General features: G+C 60.5%; 20 protein-coding genes and 1 pseudogene. 7 read left to right on the top strand and 14 right to left on the bottom strand.

Going from position 1 to position 22,231, the window contains the following annotated elements; genetic code table 11:
• Positions 1-3: 3 nt before the first annotated feature.
• The 3 genes from ICA16_RS08875 to ICA16_RS08865 all read right to left on the bottom strand — a co-directional run bounded on the left by ICA16_RS08875 (position 4) and on the right by ICA16_RS08865 (position 2,523).
• The gene (locus tag ICA16_RS08875; protein ID WP_150615941.1) at positions 4-312 is read right to left on the bottom strand and encodes a class I SAM-dependent methyltransferase; all 309 of its coding nucleotides are present in this window, start codon (positions 310-312) and stop codon (positions 4-6) included.
• 247 nt (positions 313-559) lie between these two features.
• Positions 560-994: a DoxX family protein gene (locus ICA16_RS08870; protein WP_047302390.1), complete on the bottom strand. Its 435-nt coding sequence runs from the start codon at positions 992-994 to the stop codon at positions 560-562.
• 107 nt (positions 995-1,101) lie between these two features.
• On the bottom strand, positions 1,102-2,523 hold the full coding sequence (locus tag ICA16_RS08865; protein ID WP_150603338.1) for an MltF family protein: 1,422 nt from the start codon (positions 2,521-2,523) through the stop codon (positions 1,102-1,104).
• Positions 2,524-2,759: 236 nt separating this feature from the next.
• Between ICA16_RS08865 and ICA16_RS08860 the strand changes: the two genes are divergently transcribed.
• From ICA16_RS08860 to ICA16_RS08850, 3 genes and pseudogenes are all read left to right on the top strand, one after another.
• Positions 2,760-3,566 carry a TatD family hydrolase gene (locus ICA16_RS08860; RefSeq protein WP_210700408.1) on the top strand — a complete coding sequence of 269 codons (807 nt, stop codon included), beginning with the start codon at positions 2,760-2,762 and terminating at the stop codon, positions 3,564-3,566.
• Between the two features lie 185 nt (positions 3,567-3,751).
• Positions 3,752-5,233, top strand: coding sequence for a methyl-accepting chemotaxis protein (locus ICA16_RS08855; protein WP_210700407.1), 1,482 nt, complete (start codon positions 3,752-3,754; stop codon positions 5,231-5,233).
• 229 nt (positions 5,234-5,462) lie between these two features.
• Positions 5,463-5,693: pseudogene (locus tag ICA16_RS08850) on the top strand (terminase); the annotation flags it as partial.
• Positions 5,694-5,714: 21 nt separating this feature from the next.
• On the opposite strand, the gene ICA16_RS08845 reads toward ICA16_RS08850, so the two are convergent.
• The 3 genes from ICA16_RS08845 to ICA16_RS08835 form a co-directional block, all read right to left on the bottom strand.
• Positions 5,715-6,509, bottom strand: coding sequence for an acyl-CoA thioesterase (locus ICA16_RS08845; RefSeq protein ID WP_210700406.1), 795 nt, complete (start codon positions 6,507-6,509; stop codon positions 5,715-5,717).
• Positions 6,510-6,734: 225 nt separating this feature from the next.
• Positions 6,735-7,499, bottom strand: a complete 765-nt coding sequence (locus tag ICA16_RS08840) for a CHAD domain-containing protein (protein WP_210553964.1) — start codon at positions 7,497-7,499, stop codon at positions 6,735-6,737.
• 80 nt (positions 7,500-7,579) lie between these two features.
• The gene (locus ICA16_RS08835) at positions 7,580-7,858 is read right to left on the bottom strand and encodes a hypothetical protein (protein WP_150603333.1); all 279 of its coding nucleotides are present in this window, start codon (positions 7,856-7,858) and stop codon (positions 7,580-7,582) included.
• A 216-nt stretch (positions 7,859-8,074) separates the two neighbouring features.
• Here ICA16_RS08835 and ICA16_RS08830 point away from each other — a divergent pair, with 216 nt between their 5' ends.
• The gene (locus tag ICA16_RS08830) at positions 8,075-9,121 is read left to right on the top strand and encodes a patatin-like phospholipase family protein (protein ID WP_150615947.1); all 1,047 of its coding nucleotides are present in this window, start codon (positions 8,075-8,077) and stop codon (positions 9,119-9,121) included.
• 142 nt (positions 9,122-9,263) lie between these two features.
• On the opposite strand, the gene ICA16_RS08825 is transcribed toward ICA16_RS08830, so the two are convergent.
• The 6 genes from ICA16_RS08825 to kdpF all read right to left on the bottom strand — a co-directional run bounded on the left by ICA16_RS08825 (position 9,264) and on the right by kdpF (position 17,345).
• On the bottom strand, positions 9,264-9,962 hold the full coding sequence (locus ICA16_RS08825; protein ID WP_150615948.1) for a response regulator: 699 nt from the start codon (positions 9,960-9,962) through the stop codon (positions 9,264-9,266).
• Between the two features lie 48 nt (positions 9,963-10,010).
• Entirely contained in the window at positions 10,011-12,662 is a 2,652-nt protein-coding gene (locus tag ICA16_RS08820; protein ID WP_150615949.1) for a sensor histidine kinase, read from the bottom strand.
• A 121-nt stretch (positions 12,663-12,783) separates the two neighbouring features.
• Complete coding sequence (gene kdpC / locus ICA16_RS08815) at positions 12,784-13,329, bottom strand: potassium-transporting ATPase subunit KdpC (protein WP_210700405.1); 546 nt, start codon at positions 13,327-13,329, stop codon at positions 12,784-12,786.
• Positions 13,330-13,484: 155 nt separating this feature from the next.
• On the bottom strand, positions 13,485-15,542 hold the full coding sequence (gene kdpB / locus ICA16_RS08810) for a potassium-transporting ATPase subunit KdpB (RefSeq protein ID WP_210700404.1): 2,058 nt from the start codon (positions 15,540-15,542) through the stop codon (positions 13,485-13,487).
• Between the two features lie 10 nt (positions 15,543-15,552).
• Entirely contained in the window at positions 15,553-17,247 is a 1,695-nt protein-coding gene (gene kdpA, locus ICA16_RS08805) for a potassium-transporting ATPase subunit KdpA (RefSeq protein WP_047302405.1), read from the bottom strand.
• Between the two features lie 8 nt (positions 17,248-17,255).
• The gene (gene kdpF, locus ICA16_RS08800; protein WP_007899818.1) at positions 17,256-17,345 is read right to left on the bottom strand and encodes a K(+)-transporting ATPase subunit F; all 90 of its coding nucleotides are present in this window, start codon (positions 17,343-17,345) and stop codon (positions 17,256-17,258) included.
• A 389-nt stretch (positions 17,346-17,734) separates the two neighbouring features.
• On the opposite strand from kdpF, the gene eat reads away from it, so the two are divergent.
• From eat to ICA16_RS08785, 3 genes are all read left to right on the top strand, one after another.
• Positions 17,735-19,099, top strand: a complete 1,365-nt coding sequence (eat, locus tag ICA16_RS08795; protein ID WP_150603326.1) for an ethanolamine permease — start codon at positions 17,735-17,737, stop codon at positions 19,097-19,099.
• Positions 19,100-19,229: 130 nt separating this feature from the next.
• Positions 19,230-19,397, top strand: coding sequence for a DUF2897 family protein (locus tag ICA16_RS08790; protein ID WP_100847753.1), 168 nt, complete (start codon positions 19,230-19,232; stop codon positions 19,395-19,397).
• A 138-nt stretch (positions 19,398-19,535) separates the two neighbouring features.
• A complete protein-coding gene (locus ICA16_RS08785) occupies positions 19,536-20,093 on the top strand; it encodes a TetR/AcrR family transcriptional regulator (protein ID WP_210700403.1) in 558 nt (185 codons plus the stop codon).
• Here the strand turns inward: ICA16_RS08785 and fabF are convergent.
• Both fabF and ICA16_RS08775 read right to left on the bottom strand, forming a co-directional pair.
• Entirely contained in the window at positions 20,090-21,364 is a 1,275-nt protein-coding gene (fabF, locus tag ICA16_RS08780; RefSeq protein WP_150603324.1) for a beta-ketoacyl-ACP synthase II, read from the bottom strand. The genes ICA16_RS08785 and fabF overlap by 4 nt on opposite strands.
• Positions 21,365-21,396: 32 nt before the next feature.
• A complete protein-coding gene (locus tag ICA16_RS08775) occupies positions 21,397-22,191 on the bottom strand; it encodes an SDR family NAD(P)-dependent oxidoreductase (protein ID WP_210700402.1) in 795 nt (264 codons plus the stop codon).
• Between the last annotated feature and the right edge of the window lie 40 nt (positions 22,192-22,231).

Here is a 22,231-nt window from a genome sequence, read left to right as displayed (position 1 = left end):
CGATCAGCGACGGGTAATCAGCCCCTGCCGCGCGACACGCACCAGTTGCTTGATCATTTCAGGCGCATCTTCCTCACTCGGTGACTGAATCACCGCCAGATCGAAACTGTCACTGGCGAAACGCGTCAGCGACTCGCCGTCTTCAACGAACTGGATCAGGAACGCGGCAGGACCTCCGCTGCGACGTGGCCAGCCATCGAGATAACGCAACAGCGTCGGCTGATGTTTACCGCCAAGGAGGATTTTTGGATTGCGCTGGGTGATATGTGCCGTGATCGGCGCGGGACGTGCTGGAGGGCGTAGTGCATTCATTGTGTCGTGTCTCTGCCTCAAAAGTCTGCATGGCAGGTGAGAGGCAACACCGAACCAGCGCTTTAGCGGTATTTCGAAGCCCTGTTCCGGCTTCTGACGGTGACTGATCGAGTCACCTGGCGCCCCGCAAGTAGCTGTTTAAATCGGCGCATGGGCAACATCCTAGAGAACGTGACCGATCAGTGTCAAGAATCAGCGCCAACAAAAAAGGCCCGCACAATGCGGGCCTTTGCTTGAGCCAGAGCGGTCAACCGGCGATGGCGCGGTCCACCGAAAGCTTGCCGGCACCTTCGATCAGCACCGCGAGGCTGCCACCGAGCAAAGCCAAGGCGAACTCGTAACCGTTGTTGGCCATGAACAGGCCGTTGCTGATGTGCACGGTGAAGATCGCCACCAGCGACAGGACGGTCAGACCCAATGCTGCCGGACGGACCAGCAGGCCGATGATCAGCGCCAGGCCAGCGAAAAACTCGGTACCACCCGACAGAACGGCCATGGCATAACCCGGCGTCAGACCCAGACTCTCCATGTACTGCGCGGTGCCGGCAAGGCCATACCCACCGAACATTCCGAAGAGTTTCTGCGCGCCATGTGCGGCGAAGATCACGCCGACTACGATGCGCAGGATGGTCAGGCCGTAGCCAGCGCGGGTGAACAGTACCTTGTTGATCAGAGAGCTCATGCTGCGTTCCTTGTTTTGCGAAAGTGTGTGTGGGTTGGCCGCTATATTAATCAGTTATTTTCATGTTTAAAGCGCAAATATTTCGCCATAACAATCGATTTATTTGATTATTTCCGTGAGACAACTTTCTGTCCACCGGGCTCCAACGACTCCCGCTCCCGATCGAACGCCAAGTAATACTTGTTCACGCTATTAACATAGCTGACGGCCCCCATTCCCACCTGCTCCATGGCAATGCGCTCGACCTGGAAGAACCACTGGTTGGGATTGAGCCCACGGCGCCGGGCTTCGGCGCGCATGCCCTGCACTCGCTCGGGGCCGATGTTGTAGGCCGCCAGCGTGAACGCCATGCGTTCGCGCTCGTTAAGTTTGGGGCTGTTGAAGAACTTGCGGCGGATCAGCGCCAGGTACTTGGCCCCGGCCTGCACGTTCGCATCGAGATTCTGGATATTGTTCACACCGACGCGCTGGGCGGCGGATGGAGTAATTTGCATCAGCCCGGTCGGGCCACTGCCGCTGCGGGCGTTGGGCTGCAGCGCCGATTCCTTGAACGCCAGCGCTGCCAGGTTCAACCAATCCATATTTTGCGCAGCGGCGTGTTTTTGCAGGGTCGGGCGCAGTTTTTCAAGACGCTGACGGTCGGCCTTGGCCAATGGATAGTGAACCTGATAGAGCCGGCGATAAATGCGCAGAAACGCCGCATCTTCGTTCGCCGGTTTCTTGTAACCGCTGATGAAGCGGTCGACGCTGGCCCGCAACATCGACGCATCACGGCGCACGAACCAGTTTTCCTCACCCGGTTCGCTGATCACCAATTGTCGATCGACACGCAGCTTGGGCAGGATCTTGCCCCAGCGCTCGGCAATCGGCAGTTCAACGACGGTCAGGTGAAAGATGCCGCCCTGCACCATCTCCAACACGTCTTCCACGGCCAGCGTCGGATCGACCCATTCGATCTTGATCGGCGCGAGTTTGCGTAACGCCAGTTTCTGATTGAGTTGACTGACCGCCTCCCCAGCAGCGCTGCCGGTGGGTAACGCAAGGGTTTTGCCGGCAAGTTGCTCGACCTTGGTGTAGCGCCGCTCGCCCTTGATGCCGACCAGTACCAACGGCACGTTAGCGGCAATCGGCTCACTGCTGGCTACCGCATAACCGGCATGCAGATCGAGCAACTCCCCAGGGGCGACCAAGTCACCTTCGCCACGCTGCAACGCGCCGAGCAGTTGATCCTTGGCTTTGGGAATGATCTTGAGGGTAATTTCCTGGCCATCGCGGGAATGGCCATTGAGGTATTGCTCGAAGGCGCGCAGACGATGGTATTCGACGCCGATGGCCTGACCCTGGACTTCACCGGAACTGTTACGGCTCTGGTTGACCAGCACCCGCAACACGCGACTGCTGCGAATCTCCGAAAGATCGCGGACCTTGGCGGCAGGCACGGCTTGTAGCGGCCCGGGCAGACGCGCAACCGCCGTCATTGGCAGTAGCAACGATGCGCAAAACAGCAGCAAAACCGAGGGACGAATCATCCACTCTCCGGAAAGAATACGGGGCGAAATCACCACGAAACGGTTGAGATCACCGACGAAAACAGAGCGCCAGGAGCGCTGGCATGGTGCGAGAGACTGGCACAGTGATGGCATTGCTGCCAACCCACGCTGCGTCGCGGCATCAAAAGACCGCGATAACTCATTGTAGTTCTTGGCTTTTCTTATGAATCTACAGCTCTGGTATGCTTTCCGGCCTTCGGCCCGAGGTAGCAACCATGCAACTCATCGATATCGGCGTCAACCTGACCAATCCAAGTTTCGCCGACAAACACCAGGCCGTACTCGACCGCGCCTATGCCGCCGGGGTCTGCCAACTGGTGCTGACCGGCACCAGCATCGAGGGGAGCGAGCAGGCGCTGGAACTCTGCCAGCAGCTGGATGAAAGCGGCCAACGACTGTTCGCCACCGCCGGGATTCACCCGCATTCGGCCAGTGACTGGAACGCTGACAGCGCCCGACGCCTGCGCAGTTTGCTGAAGGAATCCAGCGTGGTCGCAGTGGGTGAATGCGGTCTGGATTTCAACCGCGATTTCTCGCCGCGCCCGCAGCAGGAAACAGTCCTCGAAGAACATCTGGCACTGGCCGTTGAACTGCAATTGCCGGTGTTCTTGCACGAGCGCGATGCCAGTCAGCGGCTGCTGGAAATTCTCAAGACTTTCCGCGATCAACTGCCCGCCGCCGTGGTGCATTGCTTCACCGGCGAGCAAAAGGCGTTGTTCAGCTATCTCGACCTGGATCTGCACATCGGCATTACCGGCTGGATCTGTGACGAGCGCCGAGGCACGCATCTGCATCCGCTGGTCAAAGAGATCAAGCGCGGACGGCTGATGCTCGAAAGCGACGCGCCGTATTTGCTGCCACGCACCTTGCGACCGAAACCGAAGAACGGACGCAATGAGCCGGCGTATCTGACTGAGGTGTTGCGTGAGGTGGCGTTGCATCGGGGTGAGACCGAGGAAGATCTGGCGGCGCACACGACCGCCTGTAGTCGGGCTTTTTTTGGTCTTCCTGAATTGGCCTGAACATCAAAAGATCGCAGCCTTCGGCAGCTCCTACATGGACGGCATTCCCCTGTAGGAGCTGCCGAAGGCTGCGATCTTTTTCTTTCACCACCGGATCTGTTGACCCACATCAAATCGGCTCCCCTGCATAGCGGCACAATGCTGGCACCTTGCCAAAACTGTTTCCGCTATCAGAGAAGACCTCCATGGGTGCCTGGCTTAGCAATATCTCGCTGAAATACAAATTCTGGGCGGTCAACGCGGTCGCCTTCGTCACTACCCTGCTGCTGGTGCTGTATGCCGTTCAACTCGAACAGCAGGCCCGCAGTCAAGCGGCGCAATCGTCGGCGCAAGCTCAGGCGCAGTTGCTCAAGGCCTGGCCGGCCGGGCAGCCGCTGCCCAAGGCCGAGCAAGTGCTGACGTTTAAACGCGGCGAAGTACCGCGCTTCAACGATCAGCCGCTGTTGGAGATCACCGATAGCAACGGCTGGCACGAGCTCAATCACTTGCCACTGTTCGGCGACAACCTGCTGATCGGCGCTGAAGTGTTCAGCCGCGCCGACGGTCAGCAAGTCGCTGTCGTCGCCTATGGCCCGAGCCTGACTCAAGTATTCGGTGAGCGCTTCGCCAATTACGCGGTGGCGGTGTTCATCCTGATGCTGGCGATGCTCGGCGCTTCGCAATTGCTGATTCGCTTCCTGCTCAGCCAGCTGAACACGTTGAAAGACGTGATGCTGCACGTTGAAAAAAGCGGCGACCTCTCCGCCCGTGTGCCATTGGCCTGCAAGGACGAAGTCGGGCAGATGGCCAATGCGTTCAATGCGATGCAGGCCGGTTATCAGCGCGTCGTTACCACTGTCGCCAATACCGCACGGCAACTGGATGTCGGGGCGGCGCGCCTGGCGTCGAGCATGAACGAAGTGCGTCACGGCATGCTTGGCCAGCAGAGTGAAACCGATCAGGCAGCCACGGCGATCAACGAAATGACCGCCACCGTTTATCACATCGCCCAGCACGCCGGCGCCACCCGCGATCTGTCACAAACCGCCGATGCCCTCGCCGGCAGCGGCCAGCAGGTGGTGGCGCGGGTGCAGCATTCGATTACCGGCCTGTCCAGCGGCGTGCAACAGACCGCGCAGATGATTCAACGGCTGGCCGAGGACAGCCAGAAGATCAACGGCGTAGTCAGCGTGATTCACAGCATCGCCGAGCAAACCAATCTGCTCGCGCTCAACGCCGCCATCGAGGCGGCCCGCGCCGGTGAGATGGGCCGTGGGTTTGCGGTGGTCGCCGATGAAGTGCGCAACCTGGCCAAACGCGTGCAGACCTCAACCGACGAGATCACCACCATGGTTTCGGCGTTGCAGGCCGGCACTCGCGATGCGGTGGATTTCATGCAAGAGAGTTCGTACAAGGCTGACGATTGTGTGCAGCAGGCGCAGGAGGCTGGCGAGGCACTGGCGGAAATCACTGGAGCGGTGGCGCAGATGCGTGAGAGCAACACGCAGATCGCCGTAGCGGCAGAGCAGCAAAGTCAGGTCGCCGAGGAGATGAATCGGGCAGTGGTGAGCATTCGCGATGTGACCGAGAACACCGTGCAGCAGACCGTGGATTCGGCGACGACCAGTAATGAGTTGGCGACGTTGGCTGGGGAATTGAGCAAGGCGATCGGACAATTGAAACTTTGAGGCCCTCATCGCGGGCAAGCCCGCTCCCACAGGGATCTCTGGCGGACACAAATTATGTGGACACCGCTCAACCCTGTGGGAGCGGGCTTGCCCGCGATGGCGTCAGCTGAATCGACATCGAATTTAGCCATTGTCACTATCACTTCAATAGCCAACCTTGATTCGCCGCCCTCCACGCCCCGGCCTATTCTTCACCCATGTGTTCAACACGGATCGAGGAGTAGCAGACATGGGCAAACGTCACCCCAACCTTCCCGCGTGGCAATGGCGCACGCACCCGGGCAATCACCAGCATCCGACCCATCAGGTGCTGCATTTAATCGCTGTGCCGTTGTTCATCGTGGCGTTTCTGCTGATCGTTTCCGGCGTGTTCAGCCTGAGCCTGACCAGCGTGGCCATCGGTGTGATTGGTATCGTCGCGGCGGCGGGTTTACAGCGCCGCGGCCATCACCTGGAAGCGTGAGCGCCCGTCGGCATCGAGTCAGGCAAAGATCGTGACCGTCTGGCGACTCATGGCGATCAGCTCCCCTTGCGCGCTCCACAGCTTGGCAGCAACGTGGCCATAGCCGTCGGCAGCGTACTCGATGTCTGCCAGATATTGGCACCAGTCCAGCGTACTCAAGTCGCGTAGCGGCTGAACGAATTCGATGGTCCAGGTCAACGTGCTGCCCGGCGCAGGCTTTTTCAGATACGGCAACAGCGCGGGTGGCCACGCATCCACCAGCGCCAGCAGATGCGCTTCACTGACCGGCTCTTCTTTCACATCCCCACGCAGTCGTACCCAACCACCCATCAGCCGCGATGGGGTGCCGGTAAACGGCATGCCGCCGACGCTCCAACGCATCGCCAGATGGCGCATGAACTCCGGCGTCACGCCTTTTATGTACGGCAACTCCTGGCATTCGTCCCTGTGCTTCATTTGCGGCGCGGGATACGCTTCAACCGCTACTTCCGATGGTCGCGAGGCACCAAAGCTGCCCTGAACGATCGTCACCACCTGACCGTTCTGCATCGCCCGGCCCAGCACCTGGCTGACGGCTTTGCCTTCTCGCAGCACATCGACTTCAAAACTCACCGGCACTTCGGGCTCGACCGGGCCGACAAAGGTGATCGCCAGCGAACGCACCGGGCGATCCGCCGGCACCTTGGCGCGCATGGCTTCAAATTGCAGGGCGGCGACCAGGCCACCGAAACTGGCGCGGCCCTGTCCCCATTCGGCAGGGATAGTCAGCGTCGAATCGCGGCGGACCGCATCAAGCAGATCGCTAAAGCGCATGGCAACCTCAGAAAGCAAAAATGAATGCCGGGATCTTAACCAGCCACGCAGAGCGCCGCAGCGTCTATTCCGGTCAAATGGGCAGACAGATAGGCCTTACACTGATTTCAAACCCAATGAGAAACCCTGTAGGAGCTGCCGAAGGCTGCGATCTTTTGATCTTGTTTTTAAAACCCAAGTCAAAAGATCGCAGCCTTCGGCAGCTCCTACAGGGGGATTGCGGGGTTATTTGAAGCAGGAGGAACTGAGTTTTTCGAGCACCCGATCTGCCTTGGCCTCAGCCTTGATCATCGTTGCCTGCCACGTCGCAACACACGGCTGAAGGTCCGCCTCCAGCTCGGCCCGCGCCAGCCACTGCCAGCAATCGTGCCAATCACCCAAGGCACCTTGCGCGGATTTCAGCCGTTCCAGCGCTGATTCGGGCAAGCGATCCAGTTCGGGATAGGCTTCGATGCCATAACGCACACGCTTGATCAGCAGTCGCAGGCGATGCCGGTCATGGGCCGGATCGTGCAGCGCCTGGTCGAGATTCTTCCATTGTTTGCCGAGGCGTTTTTCGATGCGCTTGCCCAGACGTTTGAGCAAGCCCTGACGCTGCGAGGCACGCAAAAAGCGCGGGAAAGCGTCGAGGATCATCAGCAGCGAGGCCACTTCCTGGCTCGCCGCCAGCGCCGGATAGGCTTCGGCCATTTGCGCCATGCGCCGTTGTGCGGCTTCAGGTTGATCGTGTTCGAGCAGGTACGCCGCCAGCACTTCGCGATCTCGCCACGGCGTGGTCAACTGGCCGACCGCCGACGCCGCGTCTTCCAGTTGCTCGACACCCGGCAAGCCGCGCAACGGCCGCAACAGGCTGCGCAAGCGCCGCACCGTAGTGCGCAGATCGTGCAGCGCCTCGGGGTCGGTCCGCGCGGTGAGGCGCGCCTGACAGACCAGCAATCGCACTTCCAGGCTCAAGACATGAGCCACCAAGCCGTCAACCAACGCAGACATCACTTGCTCCCTGATTCAAAAAGCCTGTCGACTGAGTCTGCAATGTCGCAGCCTCAGTCGACTTGTGCCAAGTCAGCAGCTTAGCGGCCGGCGCGAGATTCGCGAATGTAGAAACGCGCCTTCTCGGCTTTGCTGGCGCAACCTTCGAAGCCTTCAAATTGTTGTTGAGTTTTGGCGGCGGTCAACAATGACAGCGCTTTGGAATAACTCACGGTGCCGGCAAAGCCTTCGGCCTTGGCCAGGTCCAGCTCATGCCACGCGGTGTCGAGCTGGCTGCCGCAGCTGTCGCGGTAAGCGGTCTTACCGGCGCAACCGGCCAATGCCAGAGCCAACAACGGTACACAGATCCAGGCTTTCATCACTCACACCTCAAAGATAGGTCAACAGTCGTGCAGGTAAGACGATAAGGCTGAGAAAAAGTGCCTTGTCGCCCCATGATTATGCGATGGCGAAAGGATAGCGCCGAGTGGTCACACAGTATCGAAAAAACGACGTCATTGACGCGCTGAGCGACTTCGACGATTGAGCCACCTGCGCGATGAGTGCATTGTGCAACCTTGTCGGGAGGAAGTTTGATGAAAAAGCGTGTCGCACTGGTGCTGGGTTCCGGAGGCGCCCGGGGCTACGCCCATATCGGAGTCATAGAAGAGATCGAACGACGCGGTTATGACATCGCCTGTATTGCCGGTTGTTCGATGGGCGCGGTGGTCGGCGGGATCTACGCCGCCGGCAAGCTTGATGAATACAAACACTGGATCGAAAGCCTCGATTACCTCGACGTGCTGCGCCTGGTCGACGTGAGTTTTCGTCTCGGCGCGATTCGCGGTGAAAAGGTCTTCGGCCAGATCCGCAAGATCGTCGGCGATATCAACATCGAAGATTTGCGTATCCCTTACACCGCGGTCGCCGCCGACCTCACCAACCAGCAGGAAATTTGGTTTCAGGAAGGCTGCCTGCATCAGGCCATGCGCGCGTCGGCGGCGATTCCCAGCCTGTTCACCCCGGTGATGCAAGGCAACCGGATGCTGGTGGATGGCGGGATTCTCAACCCGCTGCCGATCGTGCCGGTGGTGTCGAGTCATTGCGATCTGATCATCGCGGTCAATCTCAACTCGACCAACCAGCGGCATTACAAGTTACCGGTGATCCAGCGTCCTGCCGCCTTTCGTTCTCGGTTCGACAGCCTGATCAGTTCGCTCGGTTCGAAGCTGCCATTCCGCCGCACCCAGGCCGAGCAACTGCTGCGTCTGGAACAGGAAGCACTGCGTGCCGAAGCGGCGAGTATCAACCCGTGGCTCGAAGGCGCCGAACCCGAATCGCAACAACCCGCCGCGGCTCCCGAACGCGAAGGCGCACCGAAATCCGCGACAGGTTCATTCATCATCGATAACGTTGGGCCCGCGTCATTGCTGGACTTGATCAACCAGAGCTTCGAGGTGATGCAGACCTCGTTGGCGCAGTACAAGATTGCCGGGTATCCGCCGGACATCTTGATCAACGTGCCGAAGCGGGTGTGCCGGTTTTTCGAGTTTTACAAGGCGCCGGAGTTGATCGCTTTGGGGCGCGAGATTGCGCGGGACACCTTTGATCGATATGAAGAGGAGCAGAGCAGAGATTCCTGAAGTTCTCGACTGACTGTCAGGCCCTCATCGCTGGCAAGCCAGCTCCCACAGTGGTCTGTGTGAAACACAGTTTTCAACCACACCCGAGATACCTGTGGGAGCTGGCTTGCCAGCGATAGGGCCAGAAAAGGCCACACAAAAACTACAGACTGCTCTCACTCAACAGCCGATACCCAACCCCCGCCTCTGTCACGATAAATCGTGGCCGCGTCGGATCATCCGCCAGTTTCTGGCGTAAATGCCCGACCACGATTCGCAGGTAATGACTGTCCTCGGTGTGCGTCGGCCCCCAGATATCCTTGAGCAATTGCTGCTGGGTGATCACCCGTCCCGGATGCCGCGCCAGTTGCGCCAGCACCGCATACTCCTTGCGAGTCAGGGCCACTTCGACGCCATCCAGCAACACTCGCCGATAGGCCAGATCCACCGTCAGCGGGCCGAAATTCAGCGCTGCTTGCTGTGCCTCCCCGGCCGGCGCCTGACGCAACAACGCGCGCACCCGCGCCAGAAACTCCTGAATGCCGAACGGTTTGGTCACGTAATCGTTGGCGCCGCCGTCCAATGCCTCGACCTTCTGCCCTTCGCTGGCGCGCACCGACAGCACCAGCACCGGCGCCGTGGCCCACTCGCGAAACTCGCGCAGCACTTGCTGGCCGTCCATGTCCGGCAGGCCGAGGTCGAGCACCAGCAGATCCGGTTTATTCAGCGCGGCTTGCGCCAGGCCCTCGGCGCCGGTGCCGGCCTCGAGCACTTTGTAGCCTTGTGAAACGAGGCTGATGCGCAGGAACTTGCGGATCTGCGGTTCGTCGTCGATGACCAAAATGGTCGCGGTCTGGCTCATGAATTCACATCAACACAAAAGATTGGCAAGAGAGTAGCGCAGTCGGATTCAGGCTTCATCGTCCATCCCCGGTTGCGCCTGCAATGGCAGGTGCAAGGTGATGCAGGTGCCGCGCCCGTCAATGCCATCGGCAACGCTGATTCGCCCGCCATGTGCACCGACCATGCCCTGACAAATCGCCAGGCCGAGGCCGGTGCCCTGGCCGCCGCGATCACCGCGTGCGGCGGTGTAGAACATATCGAAAATCTTCGCCCGCTCGTCTTCGGGAATCCCCGGCCCCTCGTCGCTGACCGAGAAGTAAATTTCGTTGTCGTTCGCGCCGGCATTCAATTGCAATCGGCCGTCAGGTGGCGAGAAACGTGCGGCGTTTTCAAGCACATTGACCAGCGCCTGTTCGATCAACGCCGCGTGCACGTACAGCAACGGCAACTCGGCCGGCACCTCGGTGCTGACCTGCAACGGCGCGAGCACTGCGCGCAGACGATTGAGCGAACTGCCGACGATATCGGCCGGCGACACCCAGTCCCGCGCCAGCTTCAGCGCGCCATGGCCTAGGCGTGTCATGTCGAGCAGATTCTGGATGTAGCGGTCGAGGCGTTCGGCTTCATCACGGGTGCCTTCGAGCAGCTCGCGACGATCCTCCAGCGGGATCGCTTCGCCAAGGGCCAACAGGCTGTCGATGCTGCCACGCATGGACGTCAGCGGCGTGCGCAAATCATGGGAAACCGAGGCCAGCAGTGCGCTGCGCAATTGCTCGGTTTCGCCGTGCAGGCGCGCCGCTTCCAGATCATCCGCCAACTGCGCGCGAGCCAACGCTTGCGCCAGTGGCTGGCTGAGCGCGGTGAGCAACCGGCGACGCTGACCACTCAAGGTCTGGCCCTCTTTGGCGCACACCCCGAGCAGCGCCAGCGGACCGTCCTCGACCGACAGCGGCCACCACCACCAGCGACCGAACGGCAGCGTGCCGGTGCCCATCCCGGCCGGTTGATCGTGCTGCCAGGCCCAATCGGCGGCAGCGCGTTCGGATTCGGTGAATTGCAGCGGGCCGCCGGTTTCAACTTTCCAGCCACCCTGCCCGTCGCGATTGAGCAAGCAGATTTGCAGATCGCTCCAACCATTGAGGTGCTGCGCGGCGGCATTGACCACGGCCTGGCGGTCGGTGGCGGCGGTGAGTTTGCGCGACAGGTCGAGCAGCTCGGAAGTTTCTTCCTGGGTGTCGCGCAACGCCTGCAATTGCCGACGCTGACGCGCAGCCAGGTTGCCAGTGAGCGCCGCCATCAACAGAAAGAACAGCAAGGTCAGCACGTCTTCTTCACGCTGAATGCTGAACGAAAAATTCGGCGGAATGAACAGAAAGTCGTAGGTCAGAAACGACAACGCCGCACAGGCCAGCGCCGGACCGAGACTGCTGCGCACCGCAACCAGCAACACGGCCGCCAGGAACACCAGCGAGATGTTCGGCAGCGGCAACACACTCGACACTGCCCACGCCAGTGCAGTGGCCAACACTGTGGCGACCAGCGCCAGCAGGTAGTCGAACCAAACCAGTGTCAGTGGATTTCGAGTACGCGGTTGATCCTGTTGTTGATCGCTGTCGAGGACGTTGATTTCCAGCCCATGGGCCTGGCGCAGCAACCGAGCGGCCAGACCACCACCGAACAGACGACGGCGCAGACGCGGGCGGGACTGCCCGACAAGGACCAGACTCGCACGGCGTTCGGTAGCATGCTGGATCAGGGTTTTCGCCACCTCGCCGGCGCGCAGCAACACCACTTCGCCACCGAGGCGTTCGGCGAGTTGCTGAGCACTTTGCAGACGCAAACGTGATTGCTCGTCGCGCACGCTGCCGTTGTCGACGTGCACCAGACTCCACGGCAAATGCCGACGCTGCGCGACGCGGCTGGCGTGACGCACGAGACGCTCGGCCTGAGCATCGCCATCAATGCCGACCAGCAAACGTCCGCGCACCGCCGGCGCTGCCTGACCCATTTGGCGATAGCCTTGGGCGAGGTCGTTATCGACCTGTGCCGCGGCCGTTTGCATCGCCAGTTCGCGCAATGCGGTGAGGTTGGTCTGGGTGAAGAATGCATCGATTGCCGCCCGCGCCTGCTCCGGCACATAGACCTTGCCTTCGCGCAGCCGCTCGAGCAATTCACGCGGCGGCAGGTCAATCAGCAACAGCTCGAAGGCTTCTTGCAGCACCCAGTCCGGCAGGGTTTCGCGCACCTGCACCCCGGTGATACCGCGCACCTGATCGTTGAGGCTTTCGAGGTGCTGGACGTTGACCGTGGTGAACACGTCGATGCCGGCCGCGAGCAGTTCCTGAATGTCTTGCCAGCGTTTCGCATGGCGGCTGCCGGGGGCGTTGCTGTGGGCCAGTTCATCGACCAGCACCAGCTTCGGTTTGGCGGCGAGGAGGCCGTCGAGGTCCATTTCTTCGAGCATCACGCCACGGTATTCCGAGCGCACCAGAGGCTGCTGCGGCAAGCCGCCGAGCAACGCTTCGGTTTCGGCTCGGCCGTGGGTTTCAACGACGCCGGCGATGACTTTCACACCTTGACGCAGTTGGGTGTGGGCGGCCTGGAGCATCGCGTAGGTCTTGCCGACACCGGGCGCGGCGCCAAGGAAAACCTTGAGCCGGCCTCGGCCGTCGCGGGGCAGGTCTGCTAACAGTGCGTCGGCGCGGCCGGAGTCGCTCATCTGGGATTGCCTTGTTCGGTTTGAGATTGGTTGAAGCGTTAAAAGATCGCAGCCTTCGGCAGCTCCTACAATGGAACGGCGTACACCCTGTAGGAACTGGCGAAGCCTGCGATCTTTTGATCTACAGCTTCTCGAGCGCCATGTTCAGCGCCAACACATTCACCACCGGCGGCCCCACCAGCGGCTGCTCGATGTGTGCATCAAACAGTTGCTGCACGGTCGACACCGGCAGGTTACGCGCTTGCGCGACACGCGCCAGTTGATAGGCAATTGCCGCCGGAGGCAAGTGCGGATCGAGGCCGCTGCCGGAGGTAGTCAGCAGCGCCAGCGGCACCGGGCCTTGGCCGGGCACCTGCAACTTGTTGGCGTCGTCGATCACGCGGGTGGCCAGTGCCGGATTGCTCGGCGCCAGGTTGCTTGCGCTACTGGAAACAGTGGCAAAGGCACCGGCCGATGGCCGCGGATGGAACCACGCATCGCCAACAAAATCCTGGGCGATCAGCGATGAACCGCGGACCTTGCCGGCGGCGTCGTGCACCAGGCTGCCGTTGGCCTGCTCGGGAAACGCGAACTGCGCGACGCCCGTGACTACCAGCGGATAGGCAACGCCGGTGACGAGGGTCATCAGCACCAGCAGGCTCAGGGCCGGACGTATCATTGTGGACATTTCATAATCCTCGAATTCAAAAAGCACATATCGCATTAAGTCAGGTGGATCGAGTCGAGTTCATCGCCAGCAGGCTGGCTCCCACAGGGGAATGCATTTCAAATGTGGGAGCCAGCCTGCTGGCGATGGCGGCATGCCTGGCACGCCACTCAAAATCACACCAAGTGCAACGCCGTGAGCAGCATGTCGATCGCCTTGATCCCCACAAACGGCACCAAAATCCCGCCAACGCCATAAATCAGCAGATTGCGTCGCAGCAACGCCGCCGCACTCGCCGCTTGCACGCGTACACCGCGCAGAGCCAGCGGAATCAGCACTACGATGATCAACGCGTTGAACACAATGGCCGACAGAATCGCGCTCTGCGGACTGCTCAGGTGCATGATGTTCAGCACGCCCAGTTGCGGGTAGATCGAGGCGAACAACGCCGGCAGAATCGCGAAGTATTTGGCGATGTCGTTGGCGATGGAGAAGGTCGTCAGCGCACCACGGGTCACCAGCAATTCCTTGCCGATCTGCACCACGTCCAGCAGTTTGGTCGGATCGCTGTCGAGGTCGACCATGTTCGCCGCTTCGCGTGCGGCTTGCGTGCCGTCGTTCATCGCCATGCCGACGTCGGCCTGCGCCAGCGCCGGGGCGTCGTTGGCGCCGTCGCCGCACATCGCGACCAGACGACCGTCGTTCTGCTCAAGGCGAATACGCGCCAGTTTCTTCTCCGGTGTGGCTTCGGCGAGGACGTCATCGACGCCTGCTTCAGCCGCAATCGCAGCAGCGGTCAGCGGGTTGTCACCGGTGACCATCACCGTGCGAATCCCCAGTTTGCGCAGCTCGGCAAAACGCTCGCGGATACCCGGCTTGACCACGTCCTTGAGGTGGATCGCGCCGAGCAATTTACCGTCGACACAGACCAGCAACGGGGTGCCGCCGCTCTGGGCGATTTTGTCGATTTCCCGCGACAGGGCCGGGGCCAGATCGGTGCGTGGTTGACCGATGAAACTCAACAGCGAATCCACCGCACCTTTGCGATAAACGCGGCCCTGATAGTCGACACCGGACAAGCGGGTTTCAGCGCTGAACGGCACAACAGTCAGGGTTTCCGGCGAAGGCTCAGGTTGCGGGTGCAGACCGCGCAGGTACTCGACGATGGATTTGCCTTCGGCGGTTTCGTCACCCAGCGACGCAAACAACGCACCTTCGGCCAAGTCCCGGCCCGTCACACCCGGCGCGGCATACACCGCGCTGCACCGACGGTTGCCGAAGGTGATGGTGCCGGTCTTGTCGAGCAGCAGCACATGCACATCGCCCGCCGCTTCCACCGCGCGACCGGATTTGGCAATCACGTTCAGGCGCACCAGACGATCCATCCCGGCGATACCGATCGCCGACAGCAGGCCGCCGATGGTAGTCGGAATAAGCGTCACCAACAGCGCCACCAAAAACACCAGCGGCAGGCTGCCGTTGGCGAAGTGGGCGAAGGGTTGCAGGGTCACCACCACCAGCAGAAAGATCAGCGTCAGACCGATCAGCAGGATATCCAGCGCGACTTCGTTCGGGGTCTTCTGGCGCTTGGCGCCTTCGACCAAGGCGATCATGCGGTCGAGGGTCGATTCACCGGGATTGGCGGTGATCTGCACCAGCAACCAGTCAGACACCAGTCGGGTGTTGCCGGTGACGGCCGAGCGGTCGCCACCAGACTCACGAATGACCGGCGCCGATTCACCGGTAATCGCCGCTTCGTTGACCGCCGCGATGCCTTCGATGACTTCGCCGTCACCCGGGATCATCTCCCCCGCTTCGACGCGAACCACATCGCCCTTGCGCAGACTGGTCGCCGGCACAACCTGGAAGCTGCCGTTCGCCTGTTTACGTCGAGCGCTGAGGCCTTCGCTGCCAGCCTTGAGGCTATCGGCGCGGGCCTTGCCGCGACCCTCGGCCAAGGCTTCGGCGAAGTTGGCGAACAGTACGGTGAACCATAGCCACAGGGCGATTTGCGCGGCGACGAACGTCGGCACATCAGCGTCGGGAATGAAGCACAACACGGTGGTAAAAATCGCGGTCAGTTCGACCACCAGCATCACTGGCGAACGCTTCAGTTGCCGAGGGTCGAGCTTGACGAAGGCTTGCACCAGCGCCGGACGCCACAGGGCCGAGATCGCGGTTTTTGCTTGTTCCGGCGCCTTGACGGCAGCCGGTTTGATGGCGGGCATATTCATCATGGACTCCTTAGAAGCCTAGGCTCAGATGTTCAGCGATCGGACCCAACGCCAGCGTCGGCAGGAAGGTCAGGCCGCCCACCAGCAAAATGGTCACGGTCAACAGGGTCACGAACAGCGGGCCATGGGTCGGGAAGCTGTTCTGGCCGATCGGTGCGGTTTTCTTCATTGCCAGGCTGCCGGCCAAGGCCAGAACCGGAAGGATGTAGCCGAAGCGACCGATCAACATGCCCAAGCCGAGCATCAGGTTGTGGAACGGCGTGTTCGCGCTCAGGCCACCAAACGCTGAACCGTTGTTCGCACTGGCCGAGGTGTAGGCGTAGAGCAACTGGCTGAAACCGTGCGGGCCGGGGTTGCTGATGGTTGCCGCAGGGCCTGGCAAGGTGGCGGCAATCGCACCGAGTACCAGCACGCCGACCGGCATCACCAGCAGCGTGACCACGAGCAATTGCACTTCTCGCGCCTGGAGTTTTTTACCGAGGTATTCCGGCGTCCGACCAATCATCAGACCGGCGAGGAACACCGCGATCAACACGTTGAGCAACATGCCGTAAAGCCCGGCACCGACGCCGCCGAAAATCACTTCGCCGACCATCATGTTGACCAGCGCAACCATGCCGCTCAGCGGATTGAGGCTGTCGTGCATGCCGTTGACCGAGCCGTTCGACGCCGCCGTGGTGGTCACCGACCACAGCACAGTGGCGGTTGTGCCGAAGCGCGCTTCCTTGCCTTCCAGCGGTGCGGTCTGTTCGACGGCCGCGTTGTTCAGAGTCGGATTCGGCTGGTACTCAGCCCACAGCGAAGTCGCGCCGCCGATCAGGAACAGCGCCAGCATGCAGGCGATGATCGCGCGGCTCTGACGCAGGTCCTTCACGTAATGGCCGAACGTGAACACCAGCGCCGCCGGGATCAGGATGATCGAGGCGACTTCAAACAGGTTGCTCCACGCGGTCGGGTTCTCGAACGGATGCGCCGAGTTGACGCCGAAGAAGCCACCACCGTTGGTGCCCAGTTGCTTGATCGCAATCTGGCTCGCCGCCGGGCCCAGCGGGATCACTTGATCAACGCCCTGCAGGGTCACCGCATTCACATACTGCGCGAAGGTTTGCGGCACGCCCTGCCAGACCAGATACAGCGCCAGCAGCAGGCACAGCGGCAACAAGCCGTAGAGGGTAGCGCGGGTCATGTCGACCCAGAAGTTGCCCAGTGTCTTGCTCGACTTGCGGCCGATGCCACGGCACAGCGCGACCAACACGGCGAGGCCGGTGGCGGCGCTGACGAAGTTCTGCACGGTGAGGCCGACCATCTGACTCAGGTAGCTGAGCGTCGCTTCACCACTGTAGGACTGCCAGTTGGTGTTGGTCATGAAACTGACCGCAGTGTTGAACGCCTGAGTCCATTCCTGGCCCGGCAGGTTCTGCGGGTTCAGCGGCAAGTGATCCTGAAATAGAAGAATCGTGAACAGCAGCAGGAAACCGGCAAGGTTGAAAGCCAGCAGCGCCAGCGTGTATTTCTGCCAGCTCTGTTCATCCTGCGGATTGACCCCGGCCACGCGAAAACAGCCGCGCTCGACCGGGCCGAGAATCGGCGTCAACCAGGTGCGCTGGCCTTCCATCACTTTGTAGTAGAAGCGCCCGAGGAACGGCGCCGGCAGCAAGACCAACGCGAAGAACGCGAGGATCAGCCAATAGTCATAACTGTGCATAGCCGCTCCTAGTTCCGATCCGCGCGCAACAGCGCAACCAACAGATAAATGAACAGCCCCACTGCCAATAGCAGTGACACCCCGTCCAGAACGCTCATGGAAGATCTCCGTGTTACGGCGTATTGCCGCGTGTGGAGTGATTGTCGGGAAGGAGGCTGTAAAGGAACGAGAGCGAGGGGTGTGGCGGGGCATAAAGAAAGCGTAAAGAGTGGGTTTATGCGGGCTTTACAGCGGTGTTTTCACTGGCCCCATCGCGAGCAGGCTCACTCCTACAGAGGAAATGCATTCCAGACTGTAGGAGTGAGCCTGCTCGCGATGGCGGCATTACAGACGACATCGCACCCAACTGGCGCACAAAAACGGTTCGCTCAGCAGTAAGCATCCCCGATACGACAGCTTTCAACTCATTACGACTTGTTTCACCGCAATGGCACGCCCACTGCACACACCCTCCCCCGAGCTTTCCAACCGTTCAGGGAGCAAACGCATGAACACACAACTCAAACCCACGCTGGGCACGCTGCACCTGTGGGGCATCGCCGTGGGGCTGGTGATTTCCGGGGAATACTTCGGCTGGAGTTACGGCTGGGGCGTGGCCGGGACGCTGGGTTTTCTGGTGACTTCGTTCATGGTCGCGACCATGTACACCTGCTTTATCTTCAGCTTCACCGAACTCACTACCGCGATTCCCCACGCTGGCGGGCCGTTTGCCTACAGCCGTCGAGCATTCGGTGAAAAAGGCGGATTGATCGCCGGGCTGGCGACGCTGATCGAGTTCGTCTTCGCACCGCCGGCGATTGCTCTGGCCATCGGCGCCTATCTGAATGTGCAATTTCCGGCACTTGATCCGAAACACGCGGCAGTCGGCGCGTACATCGTCTTTATGGGATTGAACATCCTTGGGGTGAAACTGGCGGCGACCTTCGAGCTGATCGTCTGCGTGCTGGCCGTTGCTGAATTGCTGGTTTTCATGGGCGTCGTCGCACCAGCGTTCAGCTTCAGCAACTTCGCCCTCAATGGCTGGGCCGGCTCGGACGTTTTCGGCGCGCCAGCGATTGCCGGGATGTTCGCCGCGATTCCGTTCGCTATCTGGTTCTTCCTCGCCATCGAAGGCGCAGCCATGGCCGCCGAAGAAGCCAAGGATCCGAAACGCACGATCCCCAAGGCTTACATCAGCGGCATTCTGACTCTGGTGCTGCTGGCAATGGGCGTGATGTTCTTCGCTGGCGGAGTAGGTGACTGGCGCACTCTGTCGAACATCAACGATCCACTGCCGCAAGCGATGAAAACCGTGGTCGGCGACAATTCCGGCTGGCTGCACATGCTGGTATGGATCGGCCTGTTCGGTCTGGTGGCGAGCTTCCACGGGATCATTCTTGGCTACTCGCGCCAGTTCTTCGCCCTCGCCCGCGCCGGCTACCTGCCCGCCTCGCTGGCAAAACTGTCGCGCTTCCAGACGCCGCATCGGGCGATCATCGCCGGCGGAATTATCGGCATCGCCGCGATCTACAGCGACGGCCTGATCAACCTCGGCGGTATGACCCTCACTGCCGCGATGATCACCATGGCGGTGTTCGGCGCGATCGTGATGTACATCATGAGCATGCTCAGCCTGTTCAAACTGCGTAAATCCGAACCGAACCTTGAGCGCACCTTTCGCGCGCCGTGCTATCCATTGATTCCGATGATTGCATTGGTATTGGCGGTGGTGTGTCTGGTGGCGATGGCGTGGTTCAACACGCTGATCGGGCTGATTTTCCTCGGCTTCATGGCGGTCGGTTTCGGCTACTTCCTGCTCACCGGCCAACTGCGTGCCAACGCACCGGCCGACGCAATGCTTACCGGTCAATGAGGGATTGATCGGGTGCACCGGGCATAACGGGCCTAGAATGGAACCACTGCGAGTTCACTTCGCTCAAAAGTTGTATGCAGCGGTTCAGGCGAAATCCTCGCCCACCGATCTGCCTTTAAGGAGAGCCGTTATGCCTTGGTATGCCTGGTTGATTCTGGTCGTTGCAATCGGCTCGATCGTGGGCGGGTTGATGATGTTGCGAGACACCGCCAACAAGGTCGAACTGACCGATGAAGAACGCAAGCGTGTCGCTCAACGCAATGCCGAAGCGGACGCGAAAGAAGCGCAAGACCGCTAAAGAAAAAACCCCGCCTAACTGGCGGGGTTTGTTTTTCAGATCCGTATCCGCCCTTCTGTGTGTTTTTTAGAAGTAGAAGTACAGTCACCATTTAATTTTCCATGGTTAATATGGGGGTATTGTTGCGGAGAGATCCAAATGCGTTACTCGCAGGACCATAAAGCCCAGACACATCAACGGATAATCAAGGAAGCCTCGGCACGATTCCGCAAGGATGGAATCGGTGCGACAGGCCTGCAGCCGCTGATGAAAGCGCTGGGGCTGACCCACGGCGGTTTTTACTCGCACTTCCGATCGAAGGACGAGTTGGTCGAAAAGGCATTGCAAGAAGCAAGCGACCAGGTTGATGGGCTATGCGCTGAAATCTTTGCCCATGAACATCCGTTGCAACTGTTTATCGACACTTACCTGTCCGAATGGCATCAGACGTCTCCACAGGAAGGCTGCCCTCTCCCGACCATCTCTGCAGAACTGGGATTGCGCGGACAACCCAGTCCAACCAGTGACGCCGTGCTTAACGCACGACTGGATCAGATCGAAAACACCCTCGAAGGTGACAATCGCGCCGACCGGGCCATCGTCATCATGTCGACCCTGGTTGGCGCGCTACTGCTGTCACGCAGTGTCGCGGATACCGAGTTTGCTCAACGCATCCTCGACGTCACCCGCGAGCACCTCAAACAATCCGAAAACTAAGCCTGCCAACGCTTGAACAACACGCTGGCATTCACACCGCCAAAACCGAACCCGTTGGATAACGCATATTCGATCGGCATCGGCCGGGCCTGACCATGGACGATGTCCACGCCTTCACTGGCAGGATCCGGATTGTCAAAATTGAGCGTCGGTGGAACCACCTGATCGCGAATCGCCAATAACGTGAAGATCGCCTCAAGTCCGCCCGCAGCACCCAGCAAGTGACCGGTGGCGGATTTGGTCGAGGTCACGGCGATTTTATTCTGCACACCGAACAACGCCTTGATGGCCGCCAGTTCGCCGAGGTCGCCAACCGGCGTGGACGTCGCGTGCGCATTCAGATGCTGGACCTGATCCGGCGTGATGCCGCCCTGAGCCAGGGCCAGCGCCATTGCCCGCCGTGCACCACTGCCGTCTTCCGGCCCAGCGGTCAGGTGATAGGCATCGGCCGTGGTGCCGTAACCGACCAGTTCGGCCAAGGGCTGCGCGCCACGAGCCAAGGCATGTTCAAGAGACTCGATCACCAACAGGCCGGCGCCCTCGCCCATGACAAAGCCGTCACGACCACTGTCGAATGGACGTGAGGCTCGCTCCGGGGTGTCGTTATAGCCGCTGGACAGCGCTCGTGCCGCGGCGAAACCCGCAAGACTGACGCGATCGATCGACGCTTCCGCGCCGCCGCACACGGCGATATCGGCTTCACCGGATCGAATCAATCGCGCCGCATCACCAATCGCCTGAACACCGGCGGCGCAAGCAGTCACTGGCGCCCCCAACGGTCCTTTGAGGTGATGCTGAATGGATACGTGCCCGGCTGCGAGATTGACCAGAAACGACGGAATGGTGAATGGCGACAAACGACGCGGGCCACGGCTATCAGTCGTACGCACCGCGTCAGCGATGGCACCGAATCCGCCGACACCGGACCCGATGATTGTCGCGGTGCGTTCTTGATCCGTCGCATCGGCTGGATGCCATCCCGCCTGCTCCAACGCCTGCCGCGCCGCTTCCATGGCAAACATGATAAAGCGGTCCATCTTCTTCTGTTCTTTCGGCGCGGTGGCGCGATCCGGATCGAAACCGGCCTCGGCGTCCTCTTCCAGAGTCGGCACTCTGCCGCCAACACTCGTTGGCAAGTCAGCGACCACTGCTTCAGGCAAATTGCGCAACCCCGAACGCCCCTGCAGCAAACGTTGCCAAACAACCTCAACACCGCTGCCCAAGGGTGAAACCAGGCCCATGCCCGTGACGACTATTCGACGCTGATCCATACCGCATGTACCTCTAACTGATTCAGAAAAACTTACTTGTAACGGCTGGCAGCCGAACTGCGGGACAGGTTCGGCGCCATCACCATCCGCGCAGCCACAAAGGCTTGCCACTCACCCGCATCCGGAAGGGACGGGATGGTAATGAGCTCGCCCTGATCCAGACCTGCCAGCGCGGCATCGACCATCTCGCCAGCGTCCATGACCATTTCGGCCGGTATGCCGCTGGCGTCGATTCCGGAACGCTCCCAGATTTCAGTGCGGGTAACGCCGGGCAGCACCGCCTGGACTTTTACACCGGTGCCGTCGAGTTCGGCGTTAAGCGATTGAGTCAGGCTCAGCACATAGGCTTTGCTGGCGCTGTAAGTGGCGTTGAAACGCTCTGGAAACAGGGCCACAACCGAGGCAATGTTGATGATCGTGCCGCGACCAGCCTTGGCAAAACTCGCCGCAGCGGCCGATGCCAGCCGGGTGACCGTGGTGACGTTGAGCTGGATCAGACGCTCAAGATTGTCTAAATCTGCATTGGCCAACAGACCATCAGCCGCAACGCCGGCGTTGTTGACCAGCAGGCTGATGCTGGAATCACTGCGCAGACGCTGCTCAAGTTTGAGCACATCATCTTTTTGCGTCAGGTCCGCCTTGAGCACTTCGACCTGAATGCCATGGGCATCCCGCAACCTGCTTGCGGCACTGTCCAGACGCTCTTGGTCACGGGCCACTAACAACAAGTCAAAACCGCGCGATGCCAACCGCTCTGCGTAAATCGCACCGATACCAGACGATGCACCAGTGACGAGAGCTGTACCTTGAGACGCAACAGAATTCATGACAGGACTCCTGGAATACTTGGGGGATCGCCCTCTGGAT

It is taken from the genome of Pseudomonas anatoliensis, assembly GCF_017976235.1.
Lineage (GTDB): Bacteria > Pseudomonadota > Gammaproteobacteria > Pseudomonadales > Pseudomonadaceae > Aquipseudomonas > Aquipseudomonas anatoliensis.
The sequence above is the reverse complement of the archived record's forward strand: the minus strand, read 5'-3'. Positions and strand labels throughout refer to the sequence as shown.